25 protein-coding genes are annotated in these 26,656 nt (G+C 71.1%); 23 read left to right on the top strand and 2 right to left on the bottom strand.

Annotated elements, in window-relative coordinates; all coding sequences use genetic code 11:
- Nucleotides 1-78 precede the first annotated feature (78 nt).
- A complete protein-coding gene (locus caldi_RS12935) occupies nucleotides 79-1,335 on the bottom strand; it encodes an MFS transporter (protein WP_264842171.1) in 1,257 nt (418 codons plus the stop codon).
- A gap of 335 nt (nucleotides 1,336-1,670) precedes the next feature.
- Between caldi_RS12935 and tig the strand changes: the two genes are divergently transcribed.
- From tig to lon, 5 genes are all read left to right on the top strand, one after another.
- A complete protein-coding gene (gene tig / locus caldi_RS12930; RefSeq protein WP_264842170.1) occupies nucleotides 1,671-3,062 on the top strand; it encodes a trigger factor in 1,392 nt (463 codons plus the stop codon).
- Between the two features lie 32 nt (nucleotides 3,063-3,094).
- Nucleotides 3,095-3,697 carry an ATP-dependent Clp protease proteolytic subunit gene (locus caldi_RS12925; RefSeq protein WP_264842169.1) on the top strand — a complete coding sequence of 201 codons (603 nt, stop codon included), beginning with the start codon at nucleotides 3,095-3,097 and terminating at the stop codon, nucleotides 3,695-3,697.
- A gap of 12 nt (nucleotides 3,698-3,709) precedes the next feature.
- Complete coding sequence (gene clpX, locus caldi_RS12920; protein WP_264842168.1) at nucleotides 3,710-4,987, top strand: ATP-dependent Clp protease ATP-binding subunit ClpX; 1,278 nt, start codon at nucleotides 3,710-3,712, stop codon at nucleotides 4,985-4,987.
- Between the two features lie 111 nt (nucleotides 4,988-5,098).
- Entirely contained in the window at nucleotides 5,099-6,787 is a 1,689-nt protein-coding gene (gene lonB / locus caldi_RS12915) for an ATP-dependent protease LonB (protein ID WP_264842167.1), read from the top strand.
- 49 nt (nucleotides 6,788-6,836) lie between these two features.
- On the top strand, nucleotides 6,837-9,254 hold the full coding sequence (gene lon, locus caldi_RS12910) for an endopeptidase La (RefSeq protein WP_264842166.1): 2,418 nt from the start codon (nucleotides 6,837-6,839) through the stop codon (nucleotides 9,252-9,254).
- Nucleotides 9,255-9,285: 31 nt separating this feature from the next.
- On the opposite strand, the gene caldi_RS12905 is transcribed toward lon, so the two are convergent.
- A complete protein-coding gene (locus caldi_RS12905; protein ID WP_264842165.1) occupies nucleotides 9,286-10,209 on the bottom strand; it encodes a DMT family transporter in 924 nt (307 codons plus the stop codon).
- Nucleotides 10,210-10,387: 178 nt separating this feature from the next.
- Between caldi_RS12905 and caldi_RS12900 the strand changes: the two genes are divergently transcribed.
- The 18 genes from caldi_RS12900 to caldi_RS12815 all read left to right on the top strand — a co-directional run bounded on the left by caldi_RS12900 (nucleotide 10,388) and on the right by caldi_RS12815 (nucleotide 26,469).
- Complete coding sequence (locus tag caldi_RS12900) at nucleotides 10,388-11,011, top strand: GNAT family N-acetyltransferase (RefSeq protein WP_264842164.1); 624 nt, start codon at nucleotides 10,388-10,390, stop codon at nucleotides 11,009-11,011.
- 42 nt (nucleotides 11,012-11,053) lie between these two features.
- Complete coding sequence (locus caldi_RS12895) at nucleotides 11,054-11,869, top strand: PrsW family glutamic-type intramembrane protease (protein ID WP_264842163.1); 816 nt, start codon at nucleotides 11,054-11,056, stop codon at nucleotides 11,867-11,869.
- Between the two features lie 76 nt (nucleotides 11,870-11,945).
- Nucleotides 11,946-12,245, top strand: coding sequence for a winged helix-turn-helix transcriptional regulator (locus caldi_RS12890; protein WP_264842162.1), 300 nt, complete (start codon nucleotides 11,946-11,948; stop codon nucleotides 12,243-12,245).
- Between the two features lie 19 nt (nucleotides 12,246-12,264).
- Complete coding sequence (locus tag caldi_RS12885; protein WP_264842161.1) at nucleotides 12,265-12,795, top strand: GNAT family N-acetyltransferase; 531 nt, start codon at nucleotides 12,265-12,267, stop codon at nucleotides 12,793-12,795.
- Nucleotides 12,796-12,817: 22 nt separating this feature from the next.
- On the top strand, nucleotides 12,818-15,649 hold the full coding sequence (locus caldi_RS12880; protein WP_264842159.1) for a valine--tRNA ligase: 2,832 nt from the start codon (nucleotides 12,818-12,820) through the stop codon (nucleotides 15,647-15,649).
- A gap of 65 nt (nucleotides 15,650-15,714) precedes the next feature.
- A complete protein-coding gene (locus caldi_RS12875; RefSeq protein WP_264842158.1) occupies nucleotides 15,715-16,941 on the top strand; it encodes a bifunctional folylpolyglutamate synthase/dihydrofolate synthase in 1,227 nt (408 codons plus the stop codon).
- Between the two features lie 734 nt (nucleotides 16,942-17,675).
- Nucleotides 17,676-18,515: an SPOR domain-containing protein gene (locus tag caldi_RS12870; protein ID WP_264842157.1), complete on the top strand. Its 840-nt coding sequence runs from the start codon at nucleotides 17,676-17,678 to the stop codon at nucleotides 18,513-18,515.
- Between the two features lie 233 nt (nucleotides 18,516-18,748).
- Nucleotides 18,749-18,970, top strand: coding sequence for a hypothetical protein (locus caldi_RS12865; protein ID WP_264842156.1), 222 nt, complete (start codon nucleotides 18,749-18,751; stop codon nucleotides 18,968-18,970).
- A 23-nt stretch (nucleotides 18,971-18,993) separates the two neighbouring features.
- Entirely contained in the window at nucleotides 18,994-19,569 is a 576-nt protein-coding gene (locus tag caldi_RS12860; protein WP_264842155.1) for a Maf family protein, read from the top strand.
- 46 nt (nucleotides 19,570-19,615) lie between these two features.
- Nucleotides 19,616-20,323, top strand: a complete 708-nt coding sequence (radC, locus tag caldi_RS12855; protein WP_264842154.1) for a RadC family protein — start codon at nucleotides 19,616-19,618, stop codon at nucleotides 20,321-20,323.
- Nucleotides 20,324-20,354: 31 nt separating this feature from the next.
- Complete coding sequence (locus tag caldi_RS12850) at nucleotides 20,355-21,365, top strand: rod shape-determining protein (protein WP_264844805.1); 1,011 nt, start codon at nucleotides 20,355-20,357, stop codon at nucleotides 21,363-21,365.
- Nucleotides 21,366-21,382: 17 nt separating this feature from the next.
- Complete coding sequence (gene mreC / locus caldi_RS12845) at nucleotides 21,383-22,246, top strand: rod shape-determining protein MreC (protein ID WP_264842153.1); 864 nt, start codon at nucleotides 21,383-21,385, stop codon at nucleotides 22,244-22,246.
- A complete protein-coding gene (gene mreD, locus caldi_RS12840; RefSeq protein ID WP_264842152.1) occupies nucleotides 22,243-22,809 on the top strand; it encodes a rod shape-determining protein MreD in 567 nt (188 codons plus the stop codon). The genes mreC and mreD overlap by 4 nt, the downstream gene beginning before the upstream one ends.
- Nucleotides 22,810-22,990: 181 nt before the next feature.
- A complete protein-coding gene (minC, locus tag caldi_RS12835; RefSeq protein WP_264842151.1) occupies nucleotides 22,991-23,683 on the top strand; it encodes a septum site-determining protein MinC in 693 nt (230 codons plus the stop codon).
- A gap of 34 nt (nucleotides 23,684-23,717) precedes the next feature.
- Entirely contained in the window at nucleotides 23,718-24,518 is an 801-nt protein-coding gene (gene minD / locus caldi_RS12830; protein ID WP_264842150.1) for a septum site-determining protein MinD, read from the top strand.
- Between the two features lie 15 nt (nucleotides 24,519-24,533).
- Nucleotides 24,534-24,806, top strand: a complete 273-nt coding sequence (minE, locus tag caldi_RS12825; protein ID WP_264842149.1) for a cell division topological specificity factor MinE — start codon at nucleotides 24,534-24,536, stop codon at nucleotides 24,804-24,806.
- 123 nt (nucleotides 24,807-24,929) lie between these two features.
- Complete coding sequence (rodA, locus tag caldi_RS12820; RefSeq protein ID WP_264842148.1) at nucleotides 24,930-26,072, top strand: rod shape-determining protein RodA; 1,143 nt, start codon at nucleotides 24,930-24,932, stop codon at nucleotides 26,070-26,072.
- A gap of 148 nt (nucleotides 26,073-26,220) precedes the next feature.
- Nucleotides 26,221-26,469: a hypothetical protein gene (locus tag caldi_RS12815; protein ID WP_264842147.1), complete on the top strand. Its 249-nt coding sequence runs from the start codon at nucleotides 26,221-26,223 to the stop codon at nucleotides 26,467-26,469.
- Nucleotides 26,470-26,656 lie beyond the last annotated feature (187 nt).

Raw genomic sequence — 26,656 nt, 5'->3', positions numbered from 1 at the left:
CTGTCCCTCCCCGGTCCTAGGTTCTCCCGCCGGACCGGGGGTACTCGCCTTCGGCGACGGACAGGCTGGGCGGCCCTCTTACAGGGACCGTGAGCGCACGGCCGCGGCCGCCCGCACTACCCGCGTCCACGCGGCGAGCGCTCCGGCCGCCGCCAGGGAGACCGACAGGACCGGGACCCACGGGAGACCGAGCGCGTCGGCGACGAGCCCCGCCGCCAGGCTGCCGGCCGTCGCTGCCAGCGCCGCGCTGCCCTCGTAGAGGCCGATCGCCTCACCCCGCCTCCGGGCGGAGGTCCGGCGGGCCAGTACCCCGGTCGCGCCGGTCGAGAGGAAGGGGTACAGGGGAACGGCGAACGCCGCCGTGACGGCGACGGGGTCGCGGGCGAGGATGACGAGGGCGTACATGGCGAAGTATCCGAGAGTGCCCAGGAAGAGCACCCGCTCGGGTCCCCAGCGGTCGGCCAGGTTGCCCACGGGCCCGATCACGGCGATGCCCAGGGTGCTGGCGACCCCCAGGGAGAGGCCCACCAGCGATGGGGGACCGCCGAGGAACTCCGTGAGGTAGGTCGCCAGCACCGCGAAGAACGCCTCGTTGCCGGTGGCCGTCAGGACCACCGTGAGCGCCACCCCGGCGACGAACGGGTTGCGCCAGACCGGCCCGGCGGCCGGCTCCGGGGTACCCGGTTCGGAACCGGCGGGCCCCGGGTCGCGCTGGCGCACCGGTGCGGCGCCGGGCAGCGCGGCACCACCGATGGGCGCAGGCCGCCGCCCCGCCAGCGCGGCGGCAGCCAGGGTCAGCGCCGCGACCAGGGCGAGACCGCCCCCGGCCCAGAACGCGCGGGTGACGCCGGCGATCCCTCCCGCCCGGACCAGGTAGCTAGTGCCGAAGCTCCCGACCGCCCACCCGATGGACCGACCCCGGTAGAACCGCGCGGCCTCCAGCGCCGGCTGCCGCGGCGTGCGCACCGTGAGCCAGGCGACGCCCAGGGGTCCCACGGCGGCCAGGAGTCCCGCCGACGCGACCGCCAGCGCGATGAACGCGGCGGAGGTGCGGCCGGCCGGCAGCAGGTACAGTCCCACCCCGGCGCCGGCGAGTCCTCCTGCCATGAGCTCGAGCGTCCGCCCGCTCCGATCGCCCAGCCGGCCCCAGGCGCCCGCCACGAGGAACGTCACCAGGGCGGTCGCGCCCATGAACAAAGTCACCACGGTCAGGCTGCCCTCGCCGAGCGCCTGGCGCAGGTGCAGCGGACCGTAGCCATACACGACCGCCTCGATCGCGCCCTGGGCCACCGGGGCGAACAGCACCGCGGCACGGGCCGCCGAAGGCCCGGACATGGGGATTCCTCCGACGTGGAACAGATGTTCGCATTATAGCCTTTCCCTGACAGGCCTGTCAAGGAGGGTGTTCCCGACACCCAGGGTTCGTCCGGGCCGCCCGTCAGGCAGCTGGGCCGGTTGGCGGCAGGGGGGCCGGGGAACGCGGCCGAAGAGTAAACTGGCGGCAACCCGTGCCCGGGGTGGGGTCCGGCGCCGGAGTGCATGGAAGGGACTGGTATTCTGTTGAGAAGTGCGGCCGGGGCGCGGTATAATATGGAAGTTGCGTCGGGGCTCGACGGGTTCGGGGCGATCGCCGGAACCGTATACTGGTTGGAGGAGGAGCACGAGGGTAGATGAAGGCGACCTGGGACAGGCTAGAAAAGAACTGGATGCAGTTCTCGGTGGAGGTGGAGGCGGACCGCTTCCAGCGAGCCATCGAGGACACCTACCGGAGGCTTGTCCGCAGGGCCCGGATCCCCGGCTTCCGGCCGGGGAAGGCCCCTCGGTTCATCTTCGAGCGGTATTACGGCAAGGAGAACCTCCTCGCCGAGGCCGCCCAGGCGCTCGTGCCCGAGGCGTACGCCGAAGCGGTCGATCAGGGCGGAGTCGAACCGATCGACGAGCCCGAGATCGACGTGGACACGCTGGAGGAAGGCAAGCCCCTGACCTTCCGGGGCAAGGTCCAGGTCAAGCCTGAGGTGAAGCTCGGCCGCCTCTCGGGGTTCGACATCGAGGAGCCCAAGGTCGAGGTCACGGAGGAGGACGTCGACCGGCAGCTGCAGCAGCTCAGGGAGCGGGTGGCGCAGATCGTCCCGGACGAGGGGGGCGAGGTGCGCGCGGGGTCGTACGCGGTCGTCGACATCGAGGGGACCGTGGACGGCCAGCCTCTGCCGGAGGGCAAGCAGGAGGGGCGCACCCTCGAGATCGGGACGGGGCGGCTGCTGCCGGACTTCGAGAATCAGCTCCTGGGCGCGCGGGTGGGTGAAACCCGGACGGTCGAGCTGACCTATCCGGACGATCACCCGGACGAACGCCTGCGGGGGAAGAAAGCGTCGTATACAGTGACGGTGAGAGACCTCAAGGTGAAGGAGCTTCCGGAGCTGAACGACGACTTCGCCAAGCAGGTGGGCCCGTTCGAGACCCTGCAGGAGTTGCGTTCGGACGTCGAGAATAGACTCCGGGACTCCGCTCGGGCCCAGGCCGAGCGGGATTTCCGCAATAAGGTCGTCGAAGCGGTCGTCGCCGAGGCGGAGGTGGAGGTGCCGGAGGTTCTGGTCCACCGCCGCCTGCACGAGCTTCTGGACGACTTCGTGCGCAGCCTGGCCGCCCAGGGCGTGACGGTGCAGGCCTACCTGCAGGCCACCGGCCAGGACGAACGGGCGCTCCACGACCAGTTCGAGGAGCCGGCCCGAAGCCTCACGAAGACCGACCTGGTGCTCGAGGCGGTGGCGGCCCGGGAAGGGCTGCAGGTGTCGGAGGCGGAGATCGACGCCCAGCTGGACGCCCTGGCCGGGTTGTACCAGGGCCGGCAGAACTCGCTCGCCAGCCTGCGCCGGAGCCGCGAATACCGTGCAAGGGTCAGGGAGAGCCTCCTGAAGCAGAAGGCGATCGACCACCTGGTGAAGCTCAACCGGCCTCCGGCCGCCGAGAAGGCGCCCGTCGGGGCCGGTGCGGCCGGCGGCGAGGGTCCCGCCCCCGCCGGATCGCCTCCGGGGGAGACGTCCCGGCAGGAGCCCGAGTCGTAAGGCGCGGCTGTGCCTTAAGGAGGAACCGAGGGATGAGCTACTTGGTCCCTATGGTAATCGAGCAGACCAACCGGGGCGAGCGGGCGTACGACATCTACTCCCGGCTCCTGAAGGACCGGATCGTCTTCCTCGGCAGCCCCATCGATGACCAGGTGGCGAACCTGATCATCGCCCAGCTGCTGTTCCTGGAGAGCGACGACCCCGACCGCGAGATCCAGATGTACATCAACTCCCCGGGCGGGTCCGTCGACGCCGGCCTGGCCATCTACGACACCATGCAGCACATCAAGCCCCCCGTCTCCACCATGTGCGTGGGGACGGCCGCCAGCATGGGGGCCGTGCTGCTCACGGCGGGCACCGGCAAGCGGTACGTGCTGCCCCACTCGCGGGTGATGATCCACCAGCCCGCCATCCACGGCCACGGCCTGACCGGTACGGCCACGGACATCGAGATCTGGACCCGGGAGATCCTGAAGAGCAAGGAGACGATCGCCCAGATCTTCCACAAGCACACGGGCCAGCCGGTGGAGAAGATCCTGAAGGACATCGACCGGGACTACTGGCTTTCCGCAGAAGAGGCCGTCCAGTACGGGCTCGTCGACCAGGTTCTGCACCCCAAGGCGCGCAATCGGTAGGGGGTGGCGGGCATGTCCTTCAAGTTCACGGGCGAGGACAAGGGCCAGCTCAAGTGCTCCTTCTGCGGGAAGTTCCAGGACCAGGTGAAGCGCCTCGTGGCCGGTCCCGGTGTCTACATCTGCGACGAGTGCATCGAGCTCTGCAACGAGATCATCGAGGAAGAGCTCAACGAAGAGGTCGAGTTCGAGCTCAAGGACGTCCCCAAGCCGCACGAGATCAAGGCCGTTCTGGACCAGTACGTGGTCGGTCAGGAGCGGGCGAAGAAGATCCTGTCGGTCGCGGTCTACAACCACTACAAGCGCATCAACATGGGTGGAAAGCTCGAGGACGTCGAGCTGCAGAAGTCCAACATCCTCATGCTCGGGCCCACCGGTTCGGGCAAGACGCTGCTCGCCCAGACGCTGGCGAAGATCCTCAACGTGCCGTTCGCCATCGCCGACGCCACCTCGCTCACGGAGGCGGGCTACGTGGGCGAGGACGTCGAGAACATCCTCCTGAAGCTGATCCAGAACGCCGACTACGACATCGAGAAGGCCGAGAAGGGCATCGTCTACATCGACGAGGTGGACAAGATCGCCCGCAAGTCCGAGAACCCGTCGATCACCCGGGACGTCTCCGGCGAGGGCGTGCAGCAGGCGCTGCTGAAGATCCTCGAGGGCACCGTCGCCAGCGTGCCGCCCCAGGGCGGGCGCAAGCACCCGCACCAGGAGTTCATCCAGATCGACACCACGAACATCCTCTTCATCTGCGGCGGCGCCTTCGAGGGGCTGGACAAGATCATCGGGGCGCGCATCGGCAAGCGGGGCATGGGCTTCACCGCCGAGATCAAGGGCAAGCAGGAGACCAACGTGGGCGAGGTCCTCAAGCACGTCATGCCCGAGGACCTGCTCAAGTTCGGCCTCATCCCCGAGTTCATCGGCCGGCTCCCCGTGGTGGTGACGCTCGATGCCCTGGACGAGGACGCGCTGGTGAAGGTCCTCACCGAGCCCAAGAACGCGCTGGTCAAGCAGTACCAAAAGCTCCTCCAGATGGACGGCATCGACCTGGAGTTCAAGGAGGAGGCCATCCGGGCGATTGCCAAGGAAGCCATGAAGCGCAACACCGGCGCCCGGGGGCTGCGGGCGATCATCGAGGACCTCATGCTCGACGTCATGTACGACATCCCGTCCCGCAGCGACGTCAGCCGCTGCGTGATCACCCGGGACGTGGTGCTGAAGAAGGAGCCGCCGATCCTCGTGACCGTCGCCGAGAAGACCCGGGGCCGCCACAAGAAGGAAGAGACCGCCTGACGCACCGGCGACTGCCGGCCGGGGGCGCCCGAACGGGCGCCCCCGGCGCGTCCGGGCGCGCGCATACTACCGGCGGACAGCGTCGCGTGGACGGGCGCGGGGGTGAGACAGGTGGCCATCGGCAGCCTGGTGACGCTCCTGAACCTCCTCTTCGTCGTCGTGCTGGGGCTCTACTTCACCACGCTGCTCCGCCAGCAGCAGGGCTCGCGGGCCGTGGTCGAGCGGGAGTCCCGGAAGGAGCTGGAGCGCCTCCAGAAGATGCGCGCCCTCCGCCTGGGCGAGCCGCTGGCCGAGCGGATCCGGCCGCGCTCGTTCGCCGACATCGTGGGCCAGGAGGAGGGGATCAAGGCGCTGCGGGCGGCCCTGTGCGGCCCCAACCCCCAGCACGTGATCATCTACGGGCCGCCAGGGGTGGGGAAGACGGCGGCGGCCCGCCTGGTGCTGGAGGAGGCCCGGCGCAGCCCCCACTCGCCCTTCGGCCCCGACGCCCGGTTCGTCGAGATCGACGCCACGACGGCGCGCTTCGACGAGCGGGGCATCGCCGACCCGCTGATCGGCAGCGTCCACGACCCGATCTACCAGGGCGCCGGGCCCCTGGGGATCGCCGGGATCCCCCAGCCCAAGCCCGGCGCCGTGACCCGGGCGCACGGCGGCGTGCTCTTCCTGGACGAGATCGGCGAACTGCACCCGGTGCAGATGCACAAGCTGCTCAAGGTCCTGGAGGACCGCAAGGTGCTCCTGGAGAGCGCGTACTACACCCCGGGCGACCCGAACGTCCCCGCCCACATCCGCGACATCTTCGAGAACGGCCTCCCCGCCGACTTCCGGCTGGTCGGCGCCACGACCCGGCTCCCGCAGGAGATCCCCCCGGCCATCCGCTCGCGCTGCGTGGAGGTGTTCTTCCGGGCCCTGTACCCGGCGGAGATCGGGCTCATCGCCCGGCGGGCGGCGGAGAAGATCGGGCTCGAGCTGGAGCCGGAGGCGCTGGAGATCATCCAGCGGCACGCCACGTCGGGGCGGGATGCTGCGAACATCGTCCAGATGGCGGCCGGCATCGCGATGAACCGGGGTTTGAGCCGGATTCCCGCCGCGGAGGTGGAGTGGGTGGTGCAGGCCTGCCAGTTCGCCCCGCGGGCGGACCGGCAGGTGCCGCAGCGGCCCCTCGTGGGGGTCGCCATGGGGCTGGCGGTGACCGGCCCGGGCGTCGGGACCGTGGTCGAGGTGGAGGTGGCGGCCACGCGCGCGGCGCCGGGAGCCGGGCGCCTGACGGTCACCGGGATCGTCGACCAGGAACAGCTCGAGGCGCCCGGAAGGGTGCTCCGGCGCCAGGGGATGGCCCGGGCCGCGGCGGAGAACGCCAGGACGGCCCTGCGCCTGGTCCTGCCGGTGGACCCCCGGGACTACGACCTGCACGTCAACTTCCCCGGGGGTGTGCCGGTCGATGGCCCCTCGGCGGGCGTGACCATGGCGGTGGCCGTCGCCTCGGCGATCCTGAACCGTCCCGCGCGTGAGCGCCTGGCCATGACCGGGGAGGTGTCGGTGCGGGGCCAGATCAAGCCCGTGGGCGGCGTGCCGGCCAAGCTGGAGGCAGCCCGCCACGCCGGCGCCACCCGCGTGCTCATCCCGGCCGGCAACTGGCAGGAAGCGTACGCCCGCCTCCCCGGGGTGGAGGTCGTCCCGGTGCGGAGCCTCGGCGAGGTCCTGGACCTGGCCCTCCTTCCCGCCGGGGCGGAGGCAGAACCGGAAGCGGTCCCGGAGCGGCCGGCAGTGGCGGTGGGAGTGCCGGCGGCCATGTGGTAGAATGGAGTGCGAACCAGCTTGGCCCCGCCGCGCAGGAGGTGAGGAGCTGATGGCCGCCGAACGCAAGCCCGCCGTCCGGGAATGGCCGCTGCTCCCGCTCCGGGGGCAGGTCGTTTTTCCTGAGATGATCGTGCCCCTCGAGGTGGGGCGCGAGAAGAGCCTGAAGGCGCTCGAGGAGGCCCTGGGCCGGGACAAGCGGATGGTCCTGGCCATGCAGAAGGACACCCGCACCGACGATCCCACGCCGGACGAGATCCACCGTGTGGGTACCCTGGTCGAGATCAAGCAGGTGGTCAAGGTCCCCGGGGGCACCATGAAGGTGGTGTTCGAGGGGCTCAGCCGGTGCAGGGTACGGCGCTATGTCCAGGAGTCGCCGCACTTCCGCGTGGAGGCCGAAGAGGTCGCCGAGGTCGCGGACCCGAGCCCGGAGGCGGAAGCCCTCATGCGGGCGGTGGTGGGCCAGTTCGAGCAGTGGGTGAAGCGCTCGAAGAAGGCGCCCCCCGAGGCGCTCGCCACCGTGATGACGATCACCCACCCCGGGCGGCTGGCGGACACGGTGGCCGCCAACCTGCCCCTCAAGGTGGAGGACCGGCAGGCCGTGCTGGAGGCCTTCCGGGTGATCGACCGGCTGGATCTCGTCTCGGAGATCCTGGCACGGGAGAACGAGCTCCTGGACATCGAGAGCCGGATCCAGAGCCGGGTGCGCAAGCAGATGGAGCGCACCCAGAAGGAGTACTACCTGCGGGAGCAGCTCAAGGCGATCCAGAAGGAGCTGGGCGAGCGGGACGACCGCGCCTCCGAGGTCGAGGAGTTCCGCAAGAAGATCGCCGAGCTGAACCTGCCCAGGGAGATCGAGGAGAAGGCGCTCCGGGAGGTCGACCGGCTCGAGAAGATGCCGCCCATGGCGGCCGAGTCGGTGGTGGTCCGGAGCTACCTCGAGTGGATCACGGGGCTGCCCTGGAACACGACCACCGAGGACCGGGTGGACCTGGACGAGGCGCAGCGGATCCTCGACGAGGATCACTACGGACTTGAGAAGGTCAAGGAGCGCATCCTCGAGCATCTGGCCGTCCGCAAGCTGAAGGACAAGACGAAGGGCCCCATCCTCTGCCTCGTGGGGCCGCCAGGGGTCGGCAAGACCTCCCTCGGCCGCTCCGTGGCCCGCGCGCTCGGGCGCAAGTTCGTGCGCGTCTCGCTGGGCGGCGTGCGGGACGAGGCGGAGATCCGGGGCCACCGGCGGACCTACGTCGGGGCGCTGCCGGGGCGGATCATCCAGGGGATGCGGAACGCCGGCTCGAAGAACCCGGTGTTCCTGCTGGACGAGATCGACAAGCTGTCCTCGGATTTCCGGGGCGACCCGGCGTCCGCCCTGCTCGAGGTTCTCGACCCCGAGCAGAACAGCCAGTTCAGCGACCACTACATCGAGGTCCCGTTCGACCTCAGCAACGTCCTGTTCATCACCACGGCGAACGTGACCTGGACGATCCCGCGCCCCCTCCTCGACCGCATGGAGGTCATCACGATCTCCGGGTACACGGAGGAGGAGAAGGTCGAGATCGCCCGCCGGCACCTCCTGCCCAAGCAGCGCCAGGAGCACGGGCTCAGGGAGGACCAGCTGGACGTCTCGGAGAACGCCATCCGGGCGATCATCCGGGAGTACACCCGGGAGGCGGGGGTCCGGAACCTGGAGCGGCGCCTCGCCGACCTGTGCCGCAAGGCCGCCCGGCAGATCGTCCAGGGCCGGGAGGGCAGCGTCCGGGTCACCCAGCAGAACCTGCACACGTTCCTCGGTGCCCCGCGCTATCGCTGGGGGCACATGGAGGAGAAGGACCAGGTCGGCGTCGCCACGGGGCTCGTGGTCACGGAGACGGGTGGCGACACTGCCCCGGTCGAGGTGACGGTGATGAAGGGGAAGGGAAACCTTCTCCTCACGGGCCGGCTGGGCGAGGTCATGCGGGAGTCGGCGCAGGCCGGGTTCAGCTACATCCGCAGCCGCGCCCGGGAGCTCGGGGTGGACGAGGATTTCCACACCCGGTACGACATCCACATCCACGTTCCGGAGGGGGCAATCCCCAAGGACGGCCCGTCGGCCGGGATCACCATGGCCACCGCGGTCGTCTCGGCCCTCACCGGGCGGCCGGTGCGGCGGGACATCGCGATGACCGGCGAGATCACCCTGCGGGGGCGGGTGCTCCCCGTCGGCGGGGTGAAGGAGAAGGTCCTGGCCGCCCACCGGGCCGGTATCCTGAACGTGATCCTCCCCAGAGACAACGAGAAGGACCTGGAAGAGGTACCTCCCACCATCCGCCGCAAGCTGAACCTCGTCCTGGTCGATCACATGGACGACGTACTGCGGCACGCCCTGGGCGACAAGCCCGAGGAGTCGGAGACGGTGAACGTGACCCCGCCCGTGCCGCCCGGCGGCGCGGAGGTCCCCCTCGAGCAGCCGGGCCAGCTCCCCACCTGACCGGCGGACGGCGTGTGAGACAGGCGGCCCGTCAGAGCGTGCTCTGGCGGGCCGCCTCGCGCGCCTCCCCCCGGGAGGCCGGCTTCCGCTTGAGGAGCGATGACAGCTCGGCCAGGATCATGCCGAGCACGATCAGCGCGCCTCCGACGTAGGCCCGGCCGGTGAGCGTCTCCCCGCTGAGCAGCCAGGCGAAGGCCGCGGCCCACACCGGTTCGGCGGCGAAGATGAGCGCCGTGTGGGTCGGGGTGGTGAAGGGCTGCAGGGTGTTCTGCAGCCAGAACGCCAGCGCGGTGGCCAGCAGCCCGGTGATCACGATCGCCTGCCACACGGCGGCGTCCACGGTGGACAGCGGCCGCCAGGTGCCCGTCAGGACGGCGCTCGCGTGGGCGGCCAGGGCCGCCGTGCCGACCTGGATCGCGGCGAGGGCCGCGGGATCGTGCGCCCCGGCGTAGCGGGCGACGGCCGTGACGTGCAGTGCGAAGGCCAGCGCAGAGCCCAGCACCAGGAGGTCGCCGGCGTGCGGCGCGAGCCGACCGTTCAGCGTCATGAGCGCCAGCCCGGCGGTGGACAGCGCCACGCCCGCCCACGCCTGGACGGCGACCGGGCGCCGCAGCCACATCCGGCTCAGCACGGGGACCAGGACGACCGACAGCCCCGTGATGAACCCCGTCTTGGCCGGGGAGCGGTTCAGGCCCATGCCGAAGGTCTGGAGCGCGTACCCGCCGAAGAGGAACAGGCCGACGAGCGCCCCTGCTCCCCACGTCGCCGCGGGGGCCCGGCGAAGGCGCGGCCACACCAGGACGGCGAGCACGGCCGCCGCGAGGTCGAAGCGCAGCGCGAGGAACGGGAAGACGTGCACCCAGCGGGTGGCCGACTCCACCACGGGGAACGTCCAGCCCCAGATGGCGGTGACCAGCAGCAGGAGCAGATCGGCTTGCCACGATCGGAGTGCCAACCGAGATCCTCCGTGATCCGGACGATTGCCACGGGGCCATTGTAGCGTCCGTTTCCTGCGGCGACCAGCGGCGCCCTCGAATTCCCTGAAGGACCCCCGCGAAGGGCCGTCGAATCCCCGGGATGTTCGCCACGTGTCTTGTCGACACGTGCCTATTTCATGCGCGCGAGGACAGGCCATGAGATCACAGAACGGGGTTCTGGCCAAGGCGGCAGCCCGGTACCTGGCGAAGTACGCGGAGACGCCCCTCACCGGCGAGAAGACGCTCCTGCGCCCCGTCCTGCGCTCCGACCTCCCCCGGCTGGCCCAGTGGGACCGCGACGACGAGATCACCGCGCTCATGGGGCACAAGTTCGCGGGCCTCGACGGGGATGTCGAGACGTGGTACCGCCGGGTTCTCACCGACCGGCGGCTCCGGGCGCTCGGCATCGAAACCCTGGACGGGAAGCTCATCGGCGAGGTGGAGCTCGACCGGATCGACTGGCGAACCCACGCCGGGGAACTCCGGGTCCTGATCGGCGACCGGGCGTATCGCGGCGCCGGCTACGGGCGCGACGCCCTGCTCACCTTCCTTCGCCTGGCGTTCAGCCGCTGGCGCTTCCGGACGGTCTACCTCCGGGTGTACCGCCACAACACCCGGGCCGTACGGCTGTACCGGAGCCTCGGGTTCGTCCCGGTCGGCGTGCTCTCTCCGGCCGCCCGCAGGGACGATCCGGGCGAGATCCTCCTCATGAGCCTGAGCCGGCACCGCTTCCTGCAGCTCGCCGGGGAGGACCCGGGGACGGAGCGGCAGGAGCACTGAGGACCCGCATGGAAGAGTGCCAGGGACGCGGAGGGATCGGACGTGGCCTACCTCAAGCTCCTGGCGCTCGCCCTCGCCCCCGGGGTGGCGATCCTGCTCTACCTCTACTTTCGTGACCCGCACGAGCGGGAGCCTCCCCGGGTGATCGCGCGGACCTTCCTCGCCGGCGCGCTCGTGGCGGTGCCGGTGCTCGCGGTGAACTTCCTGGTCCTGGAGCCCATCCGCGCCCGCCTGGGCCTGACCGGCGTGTGGGCTGTCATGTGGCAGGCCTTCGTCAGTGCCGGCTTGACCGAGGAGTTCTTCAAGTTCGCCGGCGTCCTGGTGACGGTCTACCGCAGCCCCAACCTGAGCGAGCCCTACGACGGCATCGTGTACGCCTCGGCGCTGTCGCTCGGGTTCGCCACGCTGGAGAACCTCGTGTTCGTCTTCACCGGCGGCTTCGCCACGGCGTGGGCCCGCGCCTTCCTGGCGGTCCCGGGCCACGCGCTCTTCGGCATCGCCATGGGGTACTACCTCGGCCGGGCCCGCTTCGCCACCGCCGTCCGCGCCCGCCTCCGGGCGTGGGTGCTGGCCCTGGCCGTGCCGGTCGCCATGCACGGCGCCTACGACCTCCTGGCCCTGCACACCGATGTCGAGGCCCTCTTCTACCTCCTGGTTCCCCTGATGGGGTTCTTCTTCGTGCGGGGCGCGCGGCAGCTCGAGGCCGCCGTCCGCGAGTCCCGGCCCCCGTCGGAGCCGGACGGTCCTGCCTTCGGGGACCCCTGCCCGGCGTGCGGTACGCCCGTGCTCACCGGCGCGTACTACTGCCACCGGTGCGGGATCCCGCTCCGCAAGGAGGCACTCCTGGAACGGAGTTGACGCCGGCGCCAGCCGCTGGTACACTGTTCGGCAGCGGAAGTCACTTTCCAAAGGAATAGCAGCGAGGTGAAAGCCGGTGGCTGCCCGTGACTGCCCGATCGAGAAGACGCTCAGCGTGATCGGCAAGAAGTGGACCGTCCTGATCCTGCGGGACCTGATGGCGGGCACGCGGCGCTTCGGCGAACTCCTGAACTCGCTGGAGGGGATCAGCCCCAAGACCCTCTCGGAGCGTCTCAAGGAGTTGGAGGAAGGTGGGGTGGTCCACCGCCAGGTCTTCCCTGAGATCCCGCCCCGGGTGGAATACTCGCTCACGGAGAAGGGGCGCAGCCTCGGGGGGATCCTCGAGGCCATGATGGAGTGGGGGTCCCGGCACTGAGCGGCAAGGGGGGCGCGACGTGCTGGCAGGGGAGAAAGTGGTGCTGCGGGCGGCCGAGCCGGCCGACGCCGAGCGGGTGCAGCGATGGCTGAGCGACGTCGAGCGGGTCTGGTTCGGGCCGGACGTGCCGGTCCCCTCCCGCGGCGCGGTGGAGAAGTGGCTCACCCGGCTGGGTGGCGGCATGGAGCGGGGCACGCGGCTCTGGTCGATCGACACCCAGGACGGGCGCCACGTGGGCCTGGTCCGGCTGTCGGAGGCCGAGGGGCCCCACCGGCGGGCCCGGCTGGACGTCATGGTCGGCCAGCCCGAGTTCCAGGGCCGGGGGCTCGAGTCCGACGCGCTGTCCGTGGCGCTGCGCCAGGCGTTTCGCCACCTGAACCTCAACCGCGTCGAGGGGCGGGTCCCGGCGTCGCGGCCGGACCTGGTCGAGGCGTACAAGCAGGCCGGGCTCGTCGAGGAGGCCCGCCTGAGCCGTGCGCTCTTCGTGGGCGGCCAGTACGTGGACGAGGTCGTCCTGGCGGCCCTGGCCCCGGGCCGGCAGGCGTCCTGAGCAAGAGGAGGTCCTCGATTTCATGTCCGATCCACGGGAGGCCGGGGCGGAACTGCCTTCCCGCTACAGCCCGGCCGAGGTCGAAGCCGAGACATATCGGTTCTGGCTGGACGGCGACTACTTCCGGGCACCGATCGTGGAGGGGCGCGACCCCTTCTCGATCGCCATCCCGCCGCCCAACGTCACCGGCGCGCTCCACATGGGCCACGCCCTGGACAACACGCTCCAGGACATCCTGATCCGCTGGCACCGGATGCGGGGCGACCCCACGCTGTGGTTGCCGGGGACGGATCACGCCGGCCTGGCGACCCAGATCAAGGTGGAGGAGGTCCTCCGGAAGGAAGAGGGCCTGACCCGGCACGACCTCGGCCGCGAGCGGTTCGTCGAGCGGGTCTGGGAGTGGAAGCGCAAGTACGGCGACACCATCATCCGCCAGCTCCAGCGGCTCGGCGCCTCGTGCGACTGGAGCCGGGAGCGCTTCACGATGGACGAGGGCTGCTCCCGGGCGGTCCGGGCCTTCTTCGTGCAGCTGTACAAGAAGGGCCTCATCTACCGGGGCCAGCGCATGATCAACTGGTGCCCGCAGGACGGGACGGCCCTCAGCGACATCGAGGTCGAGCACGAGGAGACCGAGGGCAGGCTCTGGTACTTCCGCTACCCGCTCGAGGACGGGAGCGGCTTCATCTCGGTGGCCACGACCCGCCCCGAGACGATGCTCGGCGACACCGCCGTGGCCGTGCACCCCGACGACGAGCGTTACCGCCACCTCGTCGGCAAGAAGGTCCGGCACCCCGCCACGGGCCGGCTCATCCCGATCGTCGCGGACGAGTACGTGGACCCCGCCTTCGGCACCGGGGCGGTCAAGATCACCCCGTTCCATGACCCGAACGACCTCGAGGTGGCCCAGCGGCACGGCCTCGAGGCCATCCAGGTGATCGGCTGGAAGGGCGAGATCACGGAGGCGGGCGGCCGGTACGCGGGGATGGACCGGTACGAGTGCCGCAGGCAGATCGTCGCCGACATGGAGGCGGCTGGCTTCCTGGAGAAGGTGGAGACGCACGTCCACGCGCTCGGGCGCTGCCAGCGCTGCGACACCGTGGTCGAGCCGCTCGTCTCCACGCAGTGGTTCGTGAAGATGAAGCCGCTGGCCGAGCCGGCCATCCAGGCGGTCAAGGACGGTCGGGTGCGCATCCTGCCCGAGCGGTTCGAGGGCGTGTACCTGCACTGGCTCGAGAACATCAAGGACTGGTGCATCAGCCGGCAGATCTACTGGGGTCACCGGATCCCGGTCTGGACCTGCAAGCGCTGCGGGGCCGAGATCTGCGAGATGGAGGACCCCACGGTCTGCCCGCAGTGCGGCAGCACGGAGCTGGAGCAGGACCCCGACTGCCTCGACACGTGGTTCAGCTCGGCTCTCTGGCCGTTCAGCACCCTGGGCTGGCCGGACCCGACCGAGGACTACCGCTACTTCTACCCCACGACCGTCAACGTCACGGGGTACGACATCCTCTTCTTCTGGGTCGCCCGGATGATCTTCAGCGCCCTGGAGCTCACGGGCGAGGTGCCCTTCCGCACCGTGGTCCTGCACGGCCTCGTGCGGGACAGCCAGGGCCGGAAGATGTCGAAGTCGCTGGGGAACGGCATCGACCCGCTGGAGGTGATCGACCGGTACGGCGCCGATGCCCTCCGGTTCATGCTGGCGACGGGCAACAGCCCCGGCAACGACCTCCGCTTCTACTGGGAGCGGGTCGAGGCGGCCCGGAACTTCGCCAACAAGCTCTGGAACGCCAGCCGTTTCGCGCTGATGAACCTGAGGGACTTCGACCCCGCCGGCGTCCCCGACTATCCCGCGGCCCTCACGGCCCACGGGCGGGCGGAGGACCGGTGGATCGTGACCCGGCTGCAGGAGGTCGCCGGGGCCGTCCAGGGGAACCTCGAGCGCTTCGAGCTCGGGCTGGCGGCCACGGCCCTCTACGACTTCATCTGGGACGAGTTCTGCGACTGGTACATCGAGATGGTCAAGCCCCGCCTCTACGGCAAGGACGAGGAACAGGGCGAGGCCGCCGCAGAGAGCCGGCAGATCGCCCAGTACACGCTCTGGTACGTCCTGGACGGCATCCTGCACCTGCTGCACCCGTTCATGCCGTACATCACCGAGGCGATCTGGCAGAAGCTCGTCCGGCCGGGCGGCCTGTCGGCCACCGTGCTGGTGGCTGCCGGCCCCGGCGCCGACCCGGCCGCGGTGGCGGCCGACCTGGCGCGCCCCGAGCGGCACGCCGCGTGGGCCGCGGCCCGGGCGAAGGGGGCGCCCCCGGCCCTGGTGGTCGACCCCTGGCCGGTTCCCGTGGACGCCCTCCGGTTCCCGGACGACGCCCGGACCGTGGGCCTGTGGATGGAGGTCATCCGGGCCGTCCGCGCCCTGCGCGCCGACGCCGGCGTTCCGGCCGGCCGCCGGGCCGACGTGGTGCTGGTCGCCTCCACGCCCGAGCTCCAGGCCGCGCTGGAGGGGGCGCGCCGGCACCTCGTGGCGCTCGCCCACGCCGCGGGGGTGACGGTGCTCCCGGCGGGCTCGCCGCCTCCGGAGCAGGCGGTCGCCGCCGTCGTCTCCGGCGCCGAGGTCTACGTTCCGCTCAAGGGCGTCGTCGACGTGGAGAAGGAGATCGGCCGCCTCGCGCGGGAGCGGGAAGAGGTCGCTCGCGAGCTGGAGCGGTCGCGGACGAAGCTCGCCAACCCCGACTTCGTTTCCCGGGCGGCGCCCCAGGCCGTCGAGAAGGAGCGGCAGAAGGAGGCCGACCTCAGCCAGCGGCTGTCGGCGCTCGACAGCCGCCTGGCCCTGCTCGAACGCGTCCGTTAGGGGGGGAGCACCCCATCACGTACGAGGAGGCCATCGCCTACATCCACGGCCTCTACCGCTTCGGCATGAAACCGGGCCTGGAGCGCACGCGGGAGCTTCTCCGCCGGCTCGGCGACCCGCTGCCCGCTCCGGGCCGGGTCGTTCACGTGACGGGCACGAACGGCAAGGGATCCGTGTGCGCCATGGTCGCGGCGGGCCTGCGGGCGGCCGGGTACCGGGTCGGGCTGTACACCTCGCCCCACCTGGAGCGCTGGAACGAGCGCATCCAGGTCGACGGCGCCCCCCTTCCCGACGAGGACGTCGCCCAACTGGTGGCCGAGGTCCGGCCCCACGTGGAGGCCATGGTGCGGGAGGGCTTCGAGCAGCCCACGGAGTTCGAGGTGTCGACCGCCGTCGCCTTCCTGCACTTTGCCCGCCGGCAGGTCGACTGGGTGGTGCTGGAGGTGGGGCTCGGCGGCCGCTACGACGCGACCAACGTGGTCGCCCGCCCGGCCGTCACCTGCATCACCAACGTCGACCTCGATCACGTCCGGGTCCTCGGCCCCACCCGGGAGCGGATCGCCTGGGACAAGGCGGGGATCCTCCGGCCCGGCGTCCCGTGCGTGACCGGCGCCGACGATCCCGGCGCGCTCTGGGTCTTGCGCCGCGAGGCGGCCCGGGTGGGGGCGCCGCTGGTCCTGGCCCCGCCTGCCCTCCCGCGCGGCGGGGACCTGTACGGCCAGCGGTTCGACCTGCCGGGCCTTCCGGGCCTGGAGCTCCGGCTGGCGGGCAGGTACCAGCTGCGCAACGCGGCAGTGGCGGCCGCCGTGCTCCGCCTGTGCGGGGTGGACGAGGCTGCCCTGCGGGCGGGGCTTCGCACCGCAGAGTGGCCCGGCCGGCTCGAGGTGCTCCGGGAGGAGCCCCTGGTCCTCGCCGACGGCGCCCACAACCCGGCCGGCGCCCGCGCGCTGCGCCAGGCGCTGGACGGCCTCCTGCCCGAGCGTCCCAGGGTCCTGGTCCTCGGCGTCCTGGCCGACAAGCAGCTCCGCCCGCTCCTCGATGCCCTGGTCCCGGGCGCCCGGGCCGTCGTGGCGACCGCGCCCCGCAGCGTGCGGCGCGCCCTGGCGGCGGACGAGCTGGCCCGGTACGTCCTCCCCTACGGCGTGCCGGTCACCGTCGAGCCGGAACTCGAGCGGGCTGTCGACCGGGCGGCCCTTCTGGCCGGACCGGACGGTGCCGTGGTGATCACGGGCTCGCTGTACCTCGTGGGGCCGGCGAGGGCGCACGCGTTATCAGTTGTGAGTAGTGAGTAGTGAGTTGTGAGTTGTGAGCGCGCACGGTGTGGGTGAACACGCGCGGGCCTCGGGTCCACCCGTGCTCCGGCGTGAGGGGCCCCACCCGGGTGCGCCTGGAGGAAGCAGGGGTCGCGGGTCGGGGACAGAGCGCAGGAGGGGCGCGTCATCCGGCCACGGGACCCGGCCGGCCCGTCCCGCTGGCGGACCCCGGGGCGCGGCCGGGCCGTCCCTGCCCCAACACGGCGTCGGACATCTTCGGTTTGCGGAGCGAGACCCCGTTCCGCCTGATGGTACGTGAGGCAATCGGTGCACCGGAAATGCATCTTGTGTCGACCCGGACAGGCCAGCGCGTCTCCGGATCAGGCATTATGTCAATCTTGGTCGGGTCGTGAGGCGCAAGAAATGCGGGTCTGGCGTCCCGGCAGACTCGCATCGGCTGACTCTTTGAGGGAGACTATACCATCTCTGGCAACATACGGCTGCAACCCCCGGCCGGAGCATGGTCTGCTCGCCTTCCGGGCGGCGCCGGAGAGAGAATCCCCTGCTCCGAACCTCCCAGGTCCGCGCGTGTTCACCCACGGCGTGCGCCCTCACCACGCGCAACGCACCACTCACAACAGCATGAGCGGCGAGCGTGGGTCATACGCATTTGTGGGACGGGGCGGACGAACCTGCACGCCGCCCTCCCGGCAGACCATGAGGACGGGGGCCGGAGCGACCCCGGCCGCCGTGCCGGACAGGAGGGGAGAGGGATGCAGCGATTTGGCCGGTCGGACAGCAGGTGGAAGGACCGGTGGGGCGGCGGTTTCGTCATCGTCACTGTCCTCGCCCTGGCCGGCGCGTGGTGGCTCGGGAACTGGCTGAGCGACCGGTGGGCCAGCCAGGAGCCGGCCAGCAGCGGGACCAACCCGGCCGGGTCTCCGGGTGGCGGGGAGATGGCCGGGATGCCGTCCGCGCAGGCGCCGCTGGACACGTCCCGGCGGCCGCTCACGGTCTACTTCCTCCAGGCACACGCCCTGAAGTCACCCGAGGCGGCGCGCCGGGCCGCGGCGGATCTGGAGCAGAACGGCCTCCCCGCTGCCGTGTCCCACGCCGGTGAGTGGTACAAGGTCGTGGTCGGCGCCTACGGGAGCCGGGACGGTGCCATGGCGGCCAAGGCGGAGGCGGAGTCGGCGTACCGCGGACCGACCAAGCTGTCCCTGTACGCCAATCCGGTGTCGATCGCCGCCGAGCCTGCCGTGCGCCCGCAGAACGCCGCTGCCCAGGCTGCGTTCGACAAGGGCCTCGGCCTGCTGAGCGGATACCTCCACGAAGCCGCGGCGTGGTGGGACCGGTACGCCACCGGCCAGGCCACCGGCGCCGATCGCCTCACTCAGTACACGAGCCAGTTGCAGGGCGTGGCCGACGAACTGCGCCCGCACACGTCCGACCCCGTCGTCGGGAGCCTCGTGGCCATGGTCGAAAAGGCCGTGCAGAACGGCGGCCAGATCGGCGTGCTCGCTCAGGGGGGCGGGGAGGACCAGTACCGCGCCGCCATGTCGGGCTACCTGGCCCTGGTGGAGCAGTTCCGGAGCTGGACGTCCGGCGCGTAGCCGCCGGGTCCGGCGCCGCCACGTCCCTGCACGGGGGCCCGCCGGGGGCCCCTGTTGCATTCTGGCCGTAGCCTGGGTAAAATAGAAAAAAGTGGTGCACGCCCCGGTCCTTCAAGTGCCGTCCGCGCGGGTGGCCGCCGCCAGGAGATCTTGGCCCCGGCCACGAATCTCACCAGCATCGCAAGCGAAACCCGTGGGCGCCGCCCGCTGGCGGTACCCGGAGGAGGCCCGGAGTGCGTCGCTCGCTCGGTCTGGTGTTGGTTGTCGGCGTCGCGGGAGCGGTCGTGGGGAACGTGGTGGGACAGGCCCTGCCGGTCCCGTTCCTGCACGTTTCGTACGACCTGGGGCGCCTGCTCCTGGCGGTCGCGGGCTTCTCGTTCGAGCTGCAGCTCAGGATCTCGGTCGCAGGGGCCGTCGGACTCGCCCTGGCGCTGGTCTGGGCTCTGCGAAGCTGACGTCCGATCGGAAAGGGGTATAGGTGACGCGTCTCGTTCTGGCATCGGCATCGCCCCGGCGGGTGAGCCTGCTCGAGCAGGTCGGCCTGTCGTTCGAGGTGGTGCCCTCCGGTGTGCCGGAAGACCCGGGGGACGGGACCCGCGAGCCAGCGGACCTCGCCCGCGCGCTGGCCCTGCGCAAGGCGGAGGCCGTGGCGGCCCGGGAACCGGACGCCCTGGTCCTCGGGGCCGACACGATCGTCGTCCTGGATGGGGCCGTGCTGGGCAAGCCACGGGACGAGGCCGAAGCGGTGCGCATGCTCGAGCGGCTCCAGGGCCGGTCCCACGTCGTGATCACCGGCGTGGCCCTGGTCGCCCCGGGCGGGAGGAAACGGGTGGAACACGAGGAGACCACGGTCTGGATGCGGCCTCTGACGCGCGCCCAGGTGGAGTGGTACGTCCGCAGCGGGGAGCCGCTTGACAAGGCCGGGGCCTATGCCGTGCAGGGGCTCGGAGCCCTGCTGGTCGAGCGTATTTTCGGGTGTTACTATAATGTAGTCGGGCTGCCTCTCGGCCGCGTCGCCCGCCTTCTGGAGGAGTTCGGCTTGACCGTGCTGTAGGTGGGCGGCCGCGGGGGGCGGTGGCCCCCCGGGAGGGACACTCCCCTTGCGGAAGGGCGTGACCCTGAAGTCGCTGCCGCCCTCCGAGCGTCCCCGGGAGCGCCTGCTGGCGCAGGGGCCCCGGGCGCTGACCGACGCCGAGCTCCTGGCGGTGCTCCTCGACTCGGGCCGGCCGGGGGTCACGGCGGTGGAGGTGGCGCAGGAACTGCTTCTCCTGGGCGAGGGGGGCGGGCACCCGCTCGACTACCTCGCCGAGGCTCCGGCGGAGGAACTCCGGCGCGTGGCAGGGCTCGGCCCGGCCAAGATCGCCCGCCTGAAGGCGGCCGTGGAGCTGGGGACGCGCCTGTGGCGGGCCCGGGCGGCGCGGCCGAGCGTGCGGACGGCCGCCGAGGTCGCGGCGCTGCTCATGGAGGAGATGCGCCGCCTGGACCGGGAGGAGTTCCGGGTGGTCCTGCTGGACGTGCGGGGGCGCGTCCTGGGCGTCGAGACGGTGTCCGTCGGCAGCCTGAGCACGTCCGTCGTCCACCCCCGCGAGGTGTTCAAGGGACCCATCCGCCGCAGCGCCCACTCGGTCATCCTGGTCCACAACCACCCCAGCGGCGATCCCACGCCCAGTCCCGAGGACAGGGAGGTGACCCGCCGCCTGGCGGAGGTGGGCCGGATCATGGGGATCGAGGTCCTGGACCACATCGTGATCGGCGATCGGCAATTCGTCAGCCTCCGGGAACGGTACGGCCCGGGCGTTCTGCTCTGACGCCGAGAAAGGAGTCATGCAGGCCGTGTCCATCTTCAACCTGTTCGCCCGGGACATGGGGATCGACCTGGGTACAGCGACCACCCTGGTCTACGTGAAAGGCCGGGGCATTGTTCTGTATGAGCCGTCGGTGGTCGCCATCGACCGGGACACCAAGGCGCCCATGGCCGTGGGTCTGGACGCCAAGCAGATGATCGGCAGGACGCCCGGGAACATCATCGCCGTCCGGCCGATGAAGGACGGCGTGATCGCCGACTTCGACATCACGCAGACCATGCTCAAGTACTTCATCAACAAGGCGCAGCCCCGCCGCACGCCGTTCCGGCCCCGCGTGGTGGTGTCGGTGCCTTCCGGCGTCACGGGGGTCGAGCGCCGGGCCGTGCAGGACGCGGCCCTGCAGGCCGGGGCGCGGGAGGCGTACGTGATCGAGGAGCCGATGGCGGCGGCCATCGGCGCCGGGCTGCCGGTGGAGGAGCCGACCGGGAGCATGGTCGTCGACATCGGCGGCGGTACCACCGAGGTGGCCATCATCTCCCTCGGCGGCCTGGTCACGTCCCGGTCGATCCGGATCGCCGGGGACGAGATGGACGAGTCCATCGTGCAGTACGTGAAGCGGACGTACAACATGCTCATCGGCGAGCGCACGGCCGAGGAGGTCAAGATCGCCATCGGCTCCGCCTACCCCACCGGCCAGGACGAGCAGATGGAGGTCCGGGGACGCGACCTGGTGACGGGCCTGCCGCGCACCCTCCGCATCACGAGCGAGGAGGTGCGCAAGGCCCTCGCGGAGCCTGTGGCCGCCATCATCGAGGCCATCAAGGTGACCCTCGAGAACACGCCGCCGGAGCTGGCTGCCGACATCATGGACCGGGGCATCGTGATGACCGGCGGCGGCTCGCTCCTGAAGGGCCTTGACGTGCTGGTGTCCCGGGAGACGGGCATGCCGGTGCACGTGGCCGACGAACCCATGCTCTGCGTCGTCAAGGGGACCGGCAAGGTCCTCGACGAAATGCACATCCTGCGGCGGGCGGCCCGCGCCTGACGCCGGGAGGAGTCGCCATGCTGCCACGTCCCGCGCCCCACGGGGCCCGGGGTGTGCGGGCCCTGGTAGCGGGGCTGGTGACGGTGGTCGTCCTGTTCGCGCTCATGGTCGCGACAGCCCGCGAGCGCCCCGCCTCCACGGCGGTGGAGAACATCCTGGCCACACTGCTCTACCCGGTCCAGTCGGTCGCCGGCTGGACCTCGGCTCGCGTCCGCGGTACCGCCCAGGCGATCCAGGAGATCCTGCGGCTGCGGGAAGAGAATGCCCAGCTGCGGGCCGAACTGGCCCAGCTCCGGCAGCTGCAGGCACTGTACGCGGACCTCGAGAACGAGAACCGGGCCCTGCGCTCGGAACTCGGTCTGAAGGCCCGCTCGAATTACTCCCTTCTGCCGGCGCAGGTCATCGTCCGCAGCCCTTCCGCGTGGTTCTCGTCGGTGGTCATCGACCGGGGCAGCCGGGACGGCGTCCGGGTCAACATGGCGGTGGTGAACAGCGAGGGCCTGGTCGGCAAGGTGGAGCGGGTGACTCCCTTCACCTCGACCGTGAAGCTCCTGATCGATCCGGACTTCCAGGCGTCCATCCTCGACGCGGTCACCGGTGAGGACGGCCGGGTGCAGGGCCGGGGGAGCGAGGGAGCGGTCGCGGAGTTTCCCTTCAACCGCGACGCCCAGGTGGAGCCCGGCCACGCGCTGGTGACCAGCGGCCTCGGCGCAGTGCTGCCGCGTGGGCTCGTGGTCGGGACCGTCGAGACCGTGGGGATGCGGGAGAACAACCTCGTCAAGTTTGCCACCGTGCGGCCGGCGGTGAACTTTACGCGCCTGGACTTCGTGCAGGTGGTGTTGGCCGGGCCGGACGAGGGGACCGGGGTGGACAATCCGTGAGGTACGGGCACCTGCTCGGGGTTCTCGGTGTGGCCTTCCTCGTCCAGACCACGGCCGCCAGCTTCGTGCGCCTGTGGGGCGTGGTGCCGGACGTGCTCCTGGCGGTGGTGGTGAGCTACGGGCTCCTCTTCGGGCCGGCCGTCGGGCTCGGGGCCGGGGCGCTGGCCGGCGCCGCGCTCGACGTGGCCATCGGGCGGCTCATGGGACTGCACGTGCTCACGCTCGGCCTGGCAGGGCTCGTCGCCGGCCAGGCCGAGCGGTTCGTGGTGAAGGAGAACGTCCTCCTGCCGGTGGTGGGCGGGGCGGCGGGGGGGCTGCTCACGGGCGGGCTGACACTGGGCGTCCTGCTCTACTTCGGCTGGCCCCTCCCCCCCCTCCAGGCGCTGCGCGGGACCGTCCTGCCGGGCGCCATCCTGTCTGCCGGCCTCACCACCCTCGTGTACCTGTGGCTCCTGGGGCGGTACACCCACTTCCGGCCCGACCCGCGGGGAGCGGTGGCGGTGCGCCCCGCACCGGCCCCCGGGTCCCGGCCGTCCCCGTCCCGGCGCGGGGCGGCCCGGTGACCCGTCCGGGCGCGGCGGTCGTCGTGACAGGTTTCCGGTGGCAATGGCACTCGGCCGCGCACGCTACTCTTTTTTACTCGTAGAGGGAGGATTTGGCGCTCGGTTGACGAAGTACCGATCAAGCCCGTGCCCGGAGCCTGCCGGGTGCGGTCCCCGCAACGAGCCAAAGCAGGGAGTCTGGATGCGGCAGGAAGTATGGTTTCGCGGGACCCGGGACGGCCTGCTGATCGTGCTTGAGGACCATCCGGGCTGGGACTCGCTCATGGGTGCGCTGGCCGAGAAGCTCGAAGCGAGCGGCGGGTTCTTCCGCGGTGCGGAGGTGACCGTCGCCGTCGGGAAGCGCCAGCTCGGGGAGGAGGAGCGGGCCCAGCTGGTGGCCCTGCTCCGCCAGCACGGACTGGTACCCCGCCAGATCCGCGAAGGGGAGGATCTCACCCGGCTGCTCCCTTCGGCGCAGCCGCCCTCCCCCCGCCGGGTCGAGCCGGATGCGCCCGGCGCGGTCGGGTTCGGCCCGGCACGGTCCGCCCCGCCGCTGGTCGTCACCCGCACCCTTCGGTCCGGGCAGACCTTGCGGCACCCGGGGGACGTGGTCATCGTGGGGGACGTGAACCCTGGTGCCGAGGTGGTCGCCACGGGGCACATCGTAGTGCTCGGTGCCCTGCGCGGGGTGGCGCACGCCGGCGCCGCCGGCGACGAGACGGCCATCGTGGCGGCCGTGCGGCTGGAGCCCACCCAGCTCCGCATCGGCCGGTACGTGGGCCGTCCGCCGGACGCCGATCCGGCCGGAGCCGGGGTGCCGGAGGTCGCCCGGGTGGCGAACGGGCAAATCGTGGTGGAGGGGCGGCCGCTCCTGGGGCGGTACAGCCCGGCGTAGCGAGGGCCGAGCGGCCGGACGAGGAGGGACTCCGATGGGACAGGTGATCGTGGTCACCTCGGGCAAGGGTGGCGTCGGCAAGACCACGACCACGGCCAACCTGGGGACCGGGCTCGCCATGCGCGGGCAAAAGGTCTGCCTGGTGGACGCGGACATCGGGCTCAGGAACCTCGACCTTCTCCTGGGGCTGGAGAACCGCATCGTCTACGACCTGGTCGACGTGGCCAACGGCCACTGCAAGTACCGGAAGGCCCTGATCAAGTCGAAGCAGTTCGACAACCTGTTCCTCCTGCCGGCCGCCCAGACCAAGGACAAGACCGCCGTCCGCCCGGACCAGATGCGGGACCTGGCGGAGGAGCTCCGGCAGGAGTTCGACTGGGTGCTGATCGACTCCCCCGCAGGGATCGAGCAGGGGTTCCAGAACGCCATCGCCGGGGCGGAGAAGGCGATCATCGTCACCACCCCGGAGATGTCCGCCCTGCGGGACGCCGACCGGGTGGTCGGGCTGCTGGAGGCCGCGGAGAAAGAGCGGCCGATGCTGATCATCAACCGCTACCGCCCGGGGATGGTCCGCAAGGGCGACATGCTGGCGATCGACGACATGCTGGAGATCCTGGCCATCGACCTCCTGGGTGTGGTGCCGGAAGACGAGCAGATCGTCGTGACGACCAACCGGGGCGAGCCGGCTGTGCTCGACCGCAACTCCCGGTCCGGGGAGGCCTACCGCAACATCACCCGCCGCCTGATGGGCGAAGAGGTGCCCATCATGGACCTGGAGACAGACGAGGGCCTTCTGGCCAGGCTCAAGCGGGCGTTCGGCTTCGGGACCCGGTGAAGGGGGCGGGGGGCTGTGTTCGACCTGATCGCCAGAGTGCTGGGACGGGAGGCGCCGAGCGCGGAGATCGCGAAGGAGAGGCTTCGCCTGGTGCTCGTCCACGACCGGGCCAGCGTCACGCCGCAATTCCTGGAGCGGCTGAAGGAAGAGCTGATCCACGTGATCAGCGAGTACATGGAGATCGACACGGAGAACATGGAGGTCCGCCTGTCCCAGGCAGAACACCAGGCGGTCCTGGTGGCGAACATCCCGGTCCGCCGGGTGCGCCGGGCCGCGCTGGTGCGGTAGCGCCCGCCAGCGGCTGCAGGGTCCCCCGGGCCGGCACCCTTTCCCGGCCGTACCCCTCTCGGGTGCCCGGCCGTTATAATTCATGCGGATCGAGCCTGCCGGTGACCGCGGGGGTTTTGGGCGTTGAACTTCGACCTCCGGTTTCTCCGCAACATGGATTGGGTGCTGCTCGCGGCGGTTCTCGCCCTCGGGACGCTCGGCCTCCTCGTGGTGGCCAGCGCGACCCGGGGCCAGTTCGGGGAGCAATCCAGCGCCTACGTGCTGAAGCAGGCTGCCGGCCTCCTCCTGGGGCTGGCAGGCCTTGTTCTTGTGCTCCTGTTCGACTACACCGAGTTCGAGCGGCTGTACCGATTCCTCTACATCGCGAACATCGCGCTGCTGTCGCTCGTCTTCGTCCCCTTCCTCGGCAAGGAGGTCAACGGTACCCGTGGCTGGCTCGACCTCGGCGTGATCCTCGTGCAGCCTTCGGAGATCGCGAAGGTGCTCGTGATCGTCACGCTGGCCACGCTCCTGGCCCGCCAGGAGGGGAACCTGGGGTCCTTCTGGCACCTTCTCCTGGCCGGCGGCCACATCGCCCCCGTGCTGGGCCTGATCCTGCTCCAGCCGGACCTGGGCACCGCCCTGGTGCTGCTCGCCATCGTGGCCGCCATGCTCTACATGGCGGGCATGTCCGGGTGGCGGCTGGGACTCCTCGCCCTGCTGGGGGCCGGGGCGCTGGCGGGCATCGTGGTCGCCACCACGGTGTACGGCATCCAGGTGCCCGGGGTGAGCCGGTATCAGGTCGACCGCATCCTCTGCTGGCTGGAGCCCGAGCGGGACGTGCGCAACGCCTGCTACAACGTCATCCAGGCCCGCATCGCCATCGCCAGCGGGGGGCTGCCGGGGATGGGCCTGTTCCGGGGCACCCAGACCCAGCTCGGGTACGTGCCCGAGTCGCACACCGACTTCATCTTCACGGCCGTGGCGGAGGAGTTGGGCTTCATCGGCGCCGCGGTGGTCCTGCTCCTGTTCCTGGTCGTCCTGTGGCGGGTGCTGAACGCCGCCATGCACGCCAAGGACCGTTACGGGGTGCTGCTGGTCACCGGGGTGGCGGCGATGATCGGCTTCCACGTGCTGGAGAACGCGGGGATGGCGGTCGGGCTCATGCCCGTGACCGGGATCCCGCTGCCCTTCATCAGCTACGGGCCCACCTCCGCCGTCGCCAACCTGATCGCCGTGGGGCTGGTGCTGAACGTTCACATGCGCAGGCAGACGCTCCTCTTCTGACACGTCCGCTCCGGAGGCCCCCGCGGCGCAGGGGGCCCCACGGAGCGTGCCCCGGGGAAGGGGCCGGGAGCGCGCCGCTCGTTGTCGCCGTATTATGTAGAGAGCCGCCCCGCCCGGAGGAGAAGTCAGAGCAAGGAGAGTGGCCTGGATGCTGTGGGGTTTCTTCGACGCAAGCGGTGCCGCCGTCTCGGGGATCTCGCCGTTCATCGGCGCCCAGGCCGGGGCCGACGACCTCTGGCTGGCGCCCGGCGCCGCCTCGTACCCGGCGGCGAATGCGACCGTGTACCGGGTGTTCGAGTACGCCGTGCCGGTCACCACGGTGGCGACCGTGCCATCGGCATTCCCGACGGTCGCGGGGATCCCGGGCATCGCCGCGTTTCCCGGTTTCTGGTGGTGAGACCGTACATCGGGCAGGCCGGCGTGCCGCCCGATGCCTGGCAGGCCCGGGCGCCCGCGGGGACCCGCCGCGGGCGCCTTCGCGTCGCCGGCCCGGATCCGCCCCGACCGCCGCACCCCGACCGGCCGTGGCCACACTATGCTTGCGCTGCGGCCGTGCCCGGGAGGCGGGCGGGTCGTTGACGCTC

It is taken from the genome of Caldinitratiruptor microaerophilus, assembly GCF_025999835.1.
GTDB lineage: Bacteria > Bacillota > Sulfobacillia > Symbiobacteriales > ZC4RG38 > Caldinitratiruptor > Caldinitratiruptor microaerophilus.
This window is presented reverse-complemented; position numbering and strand designations above follow the sequence as displayed.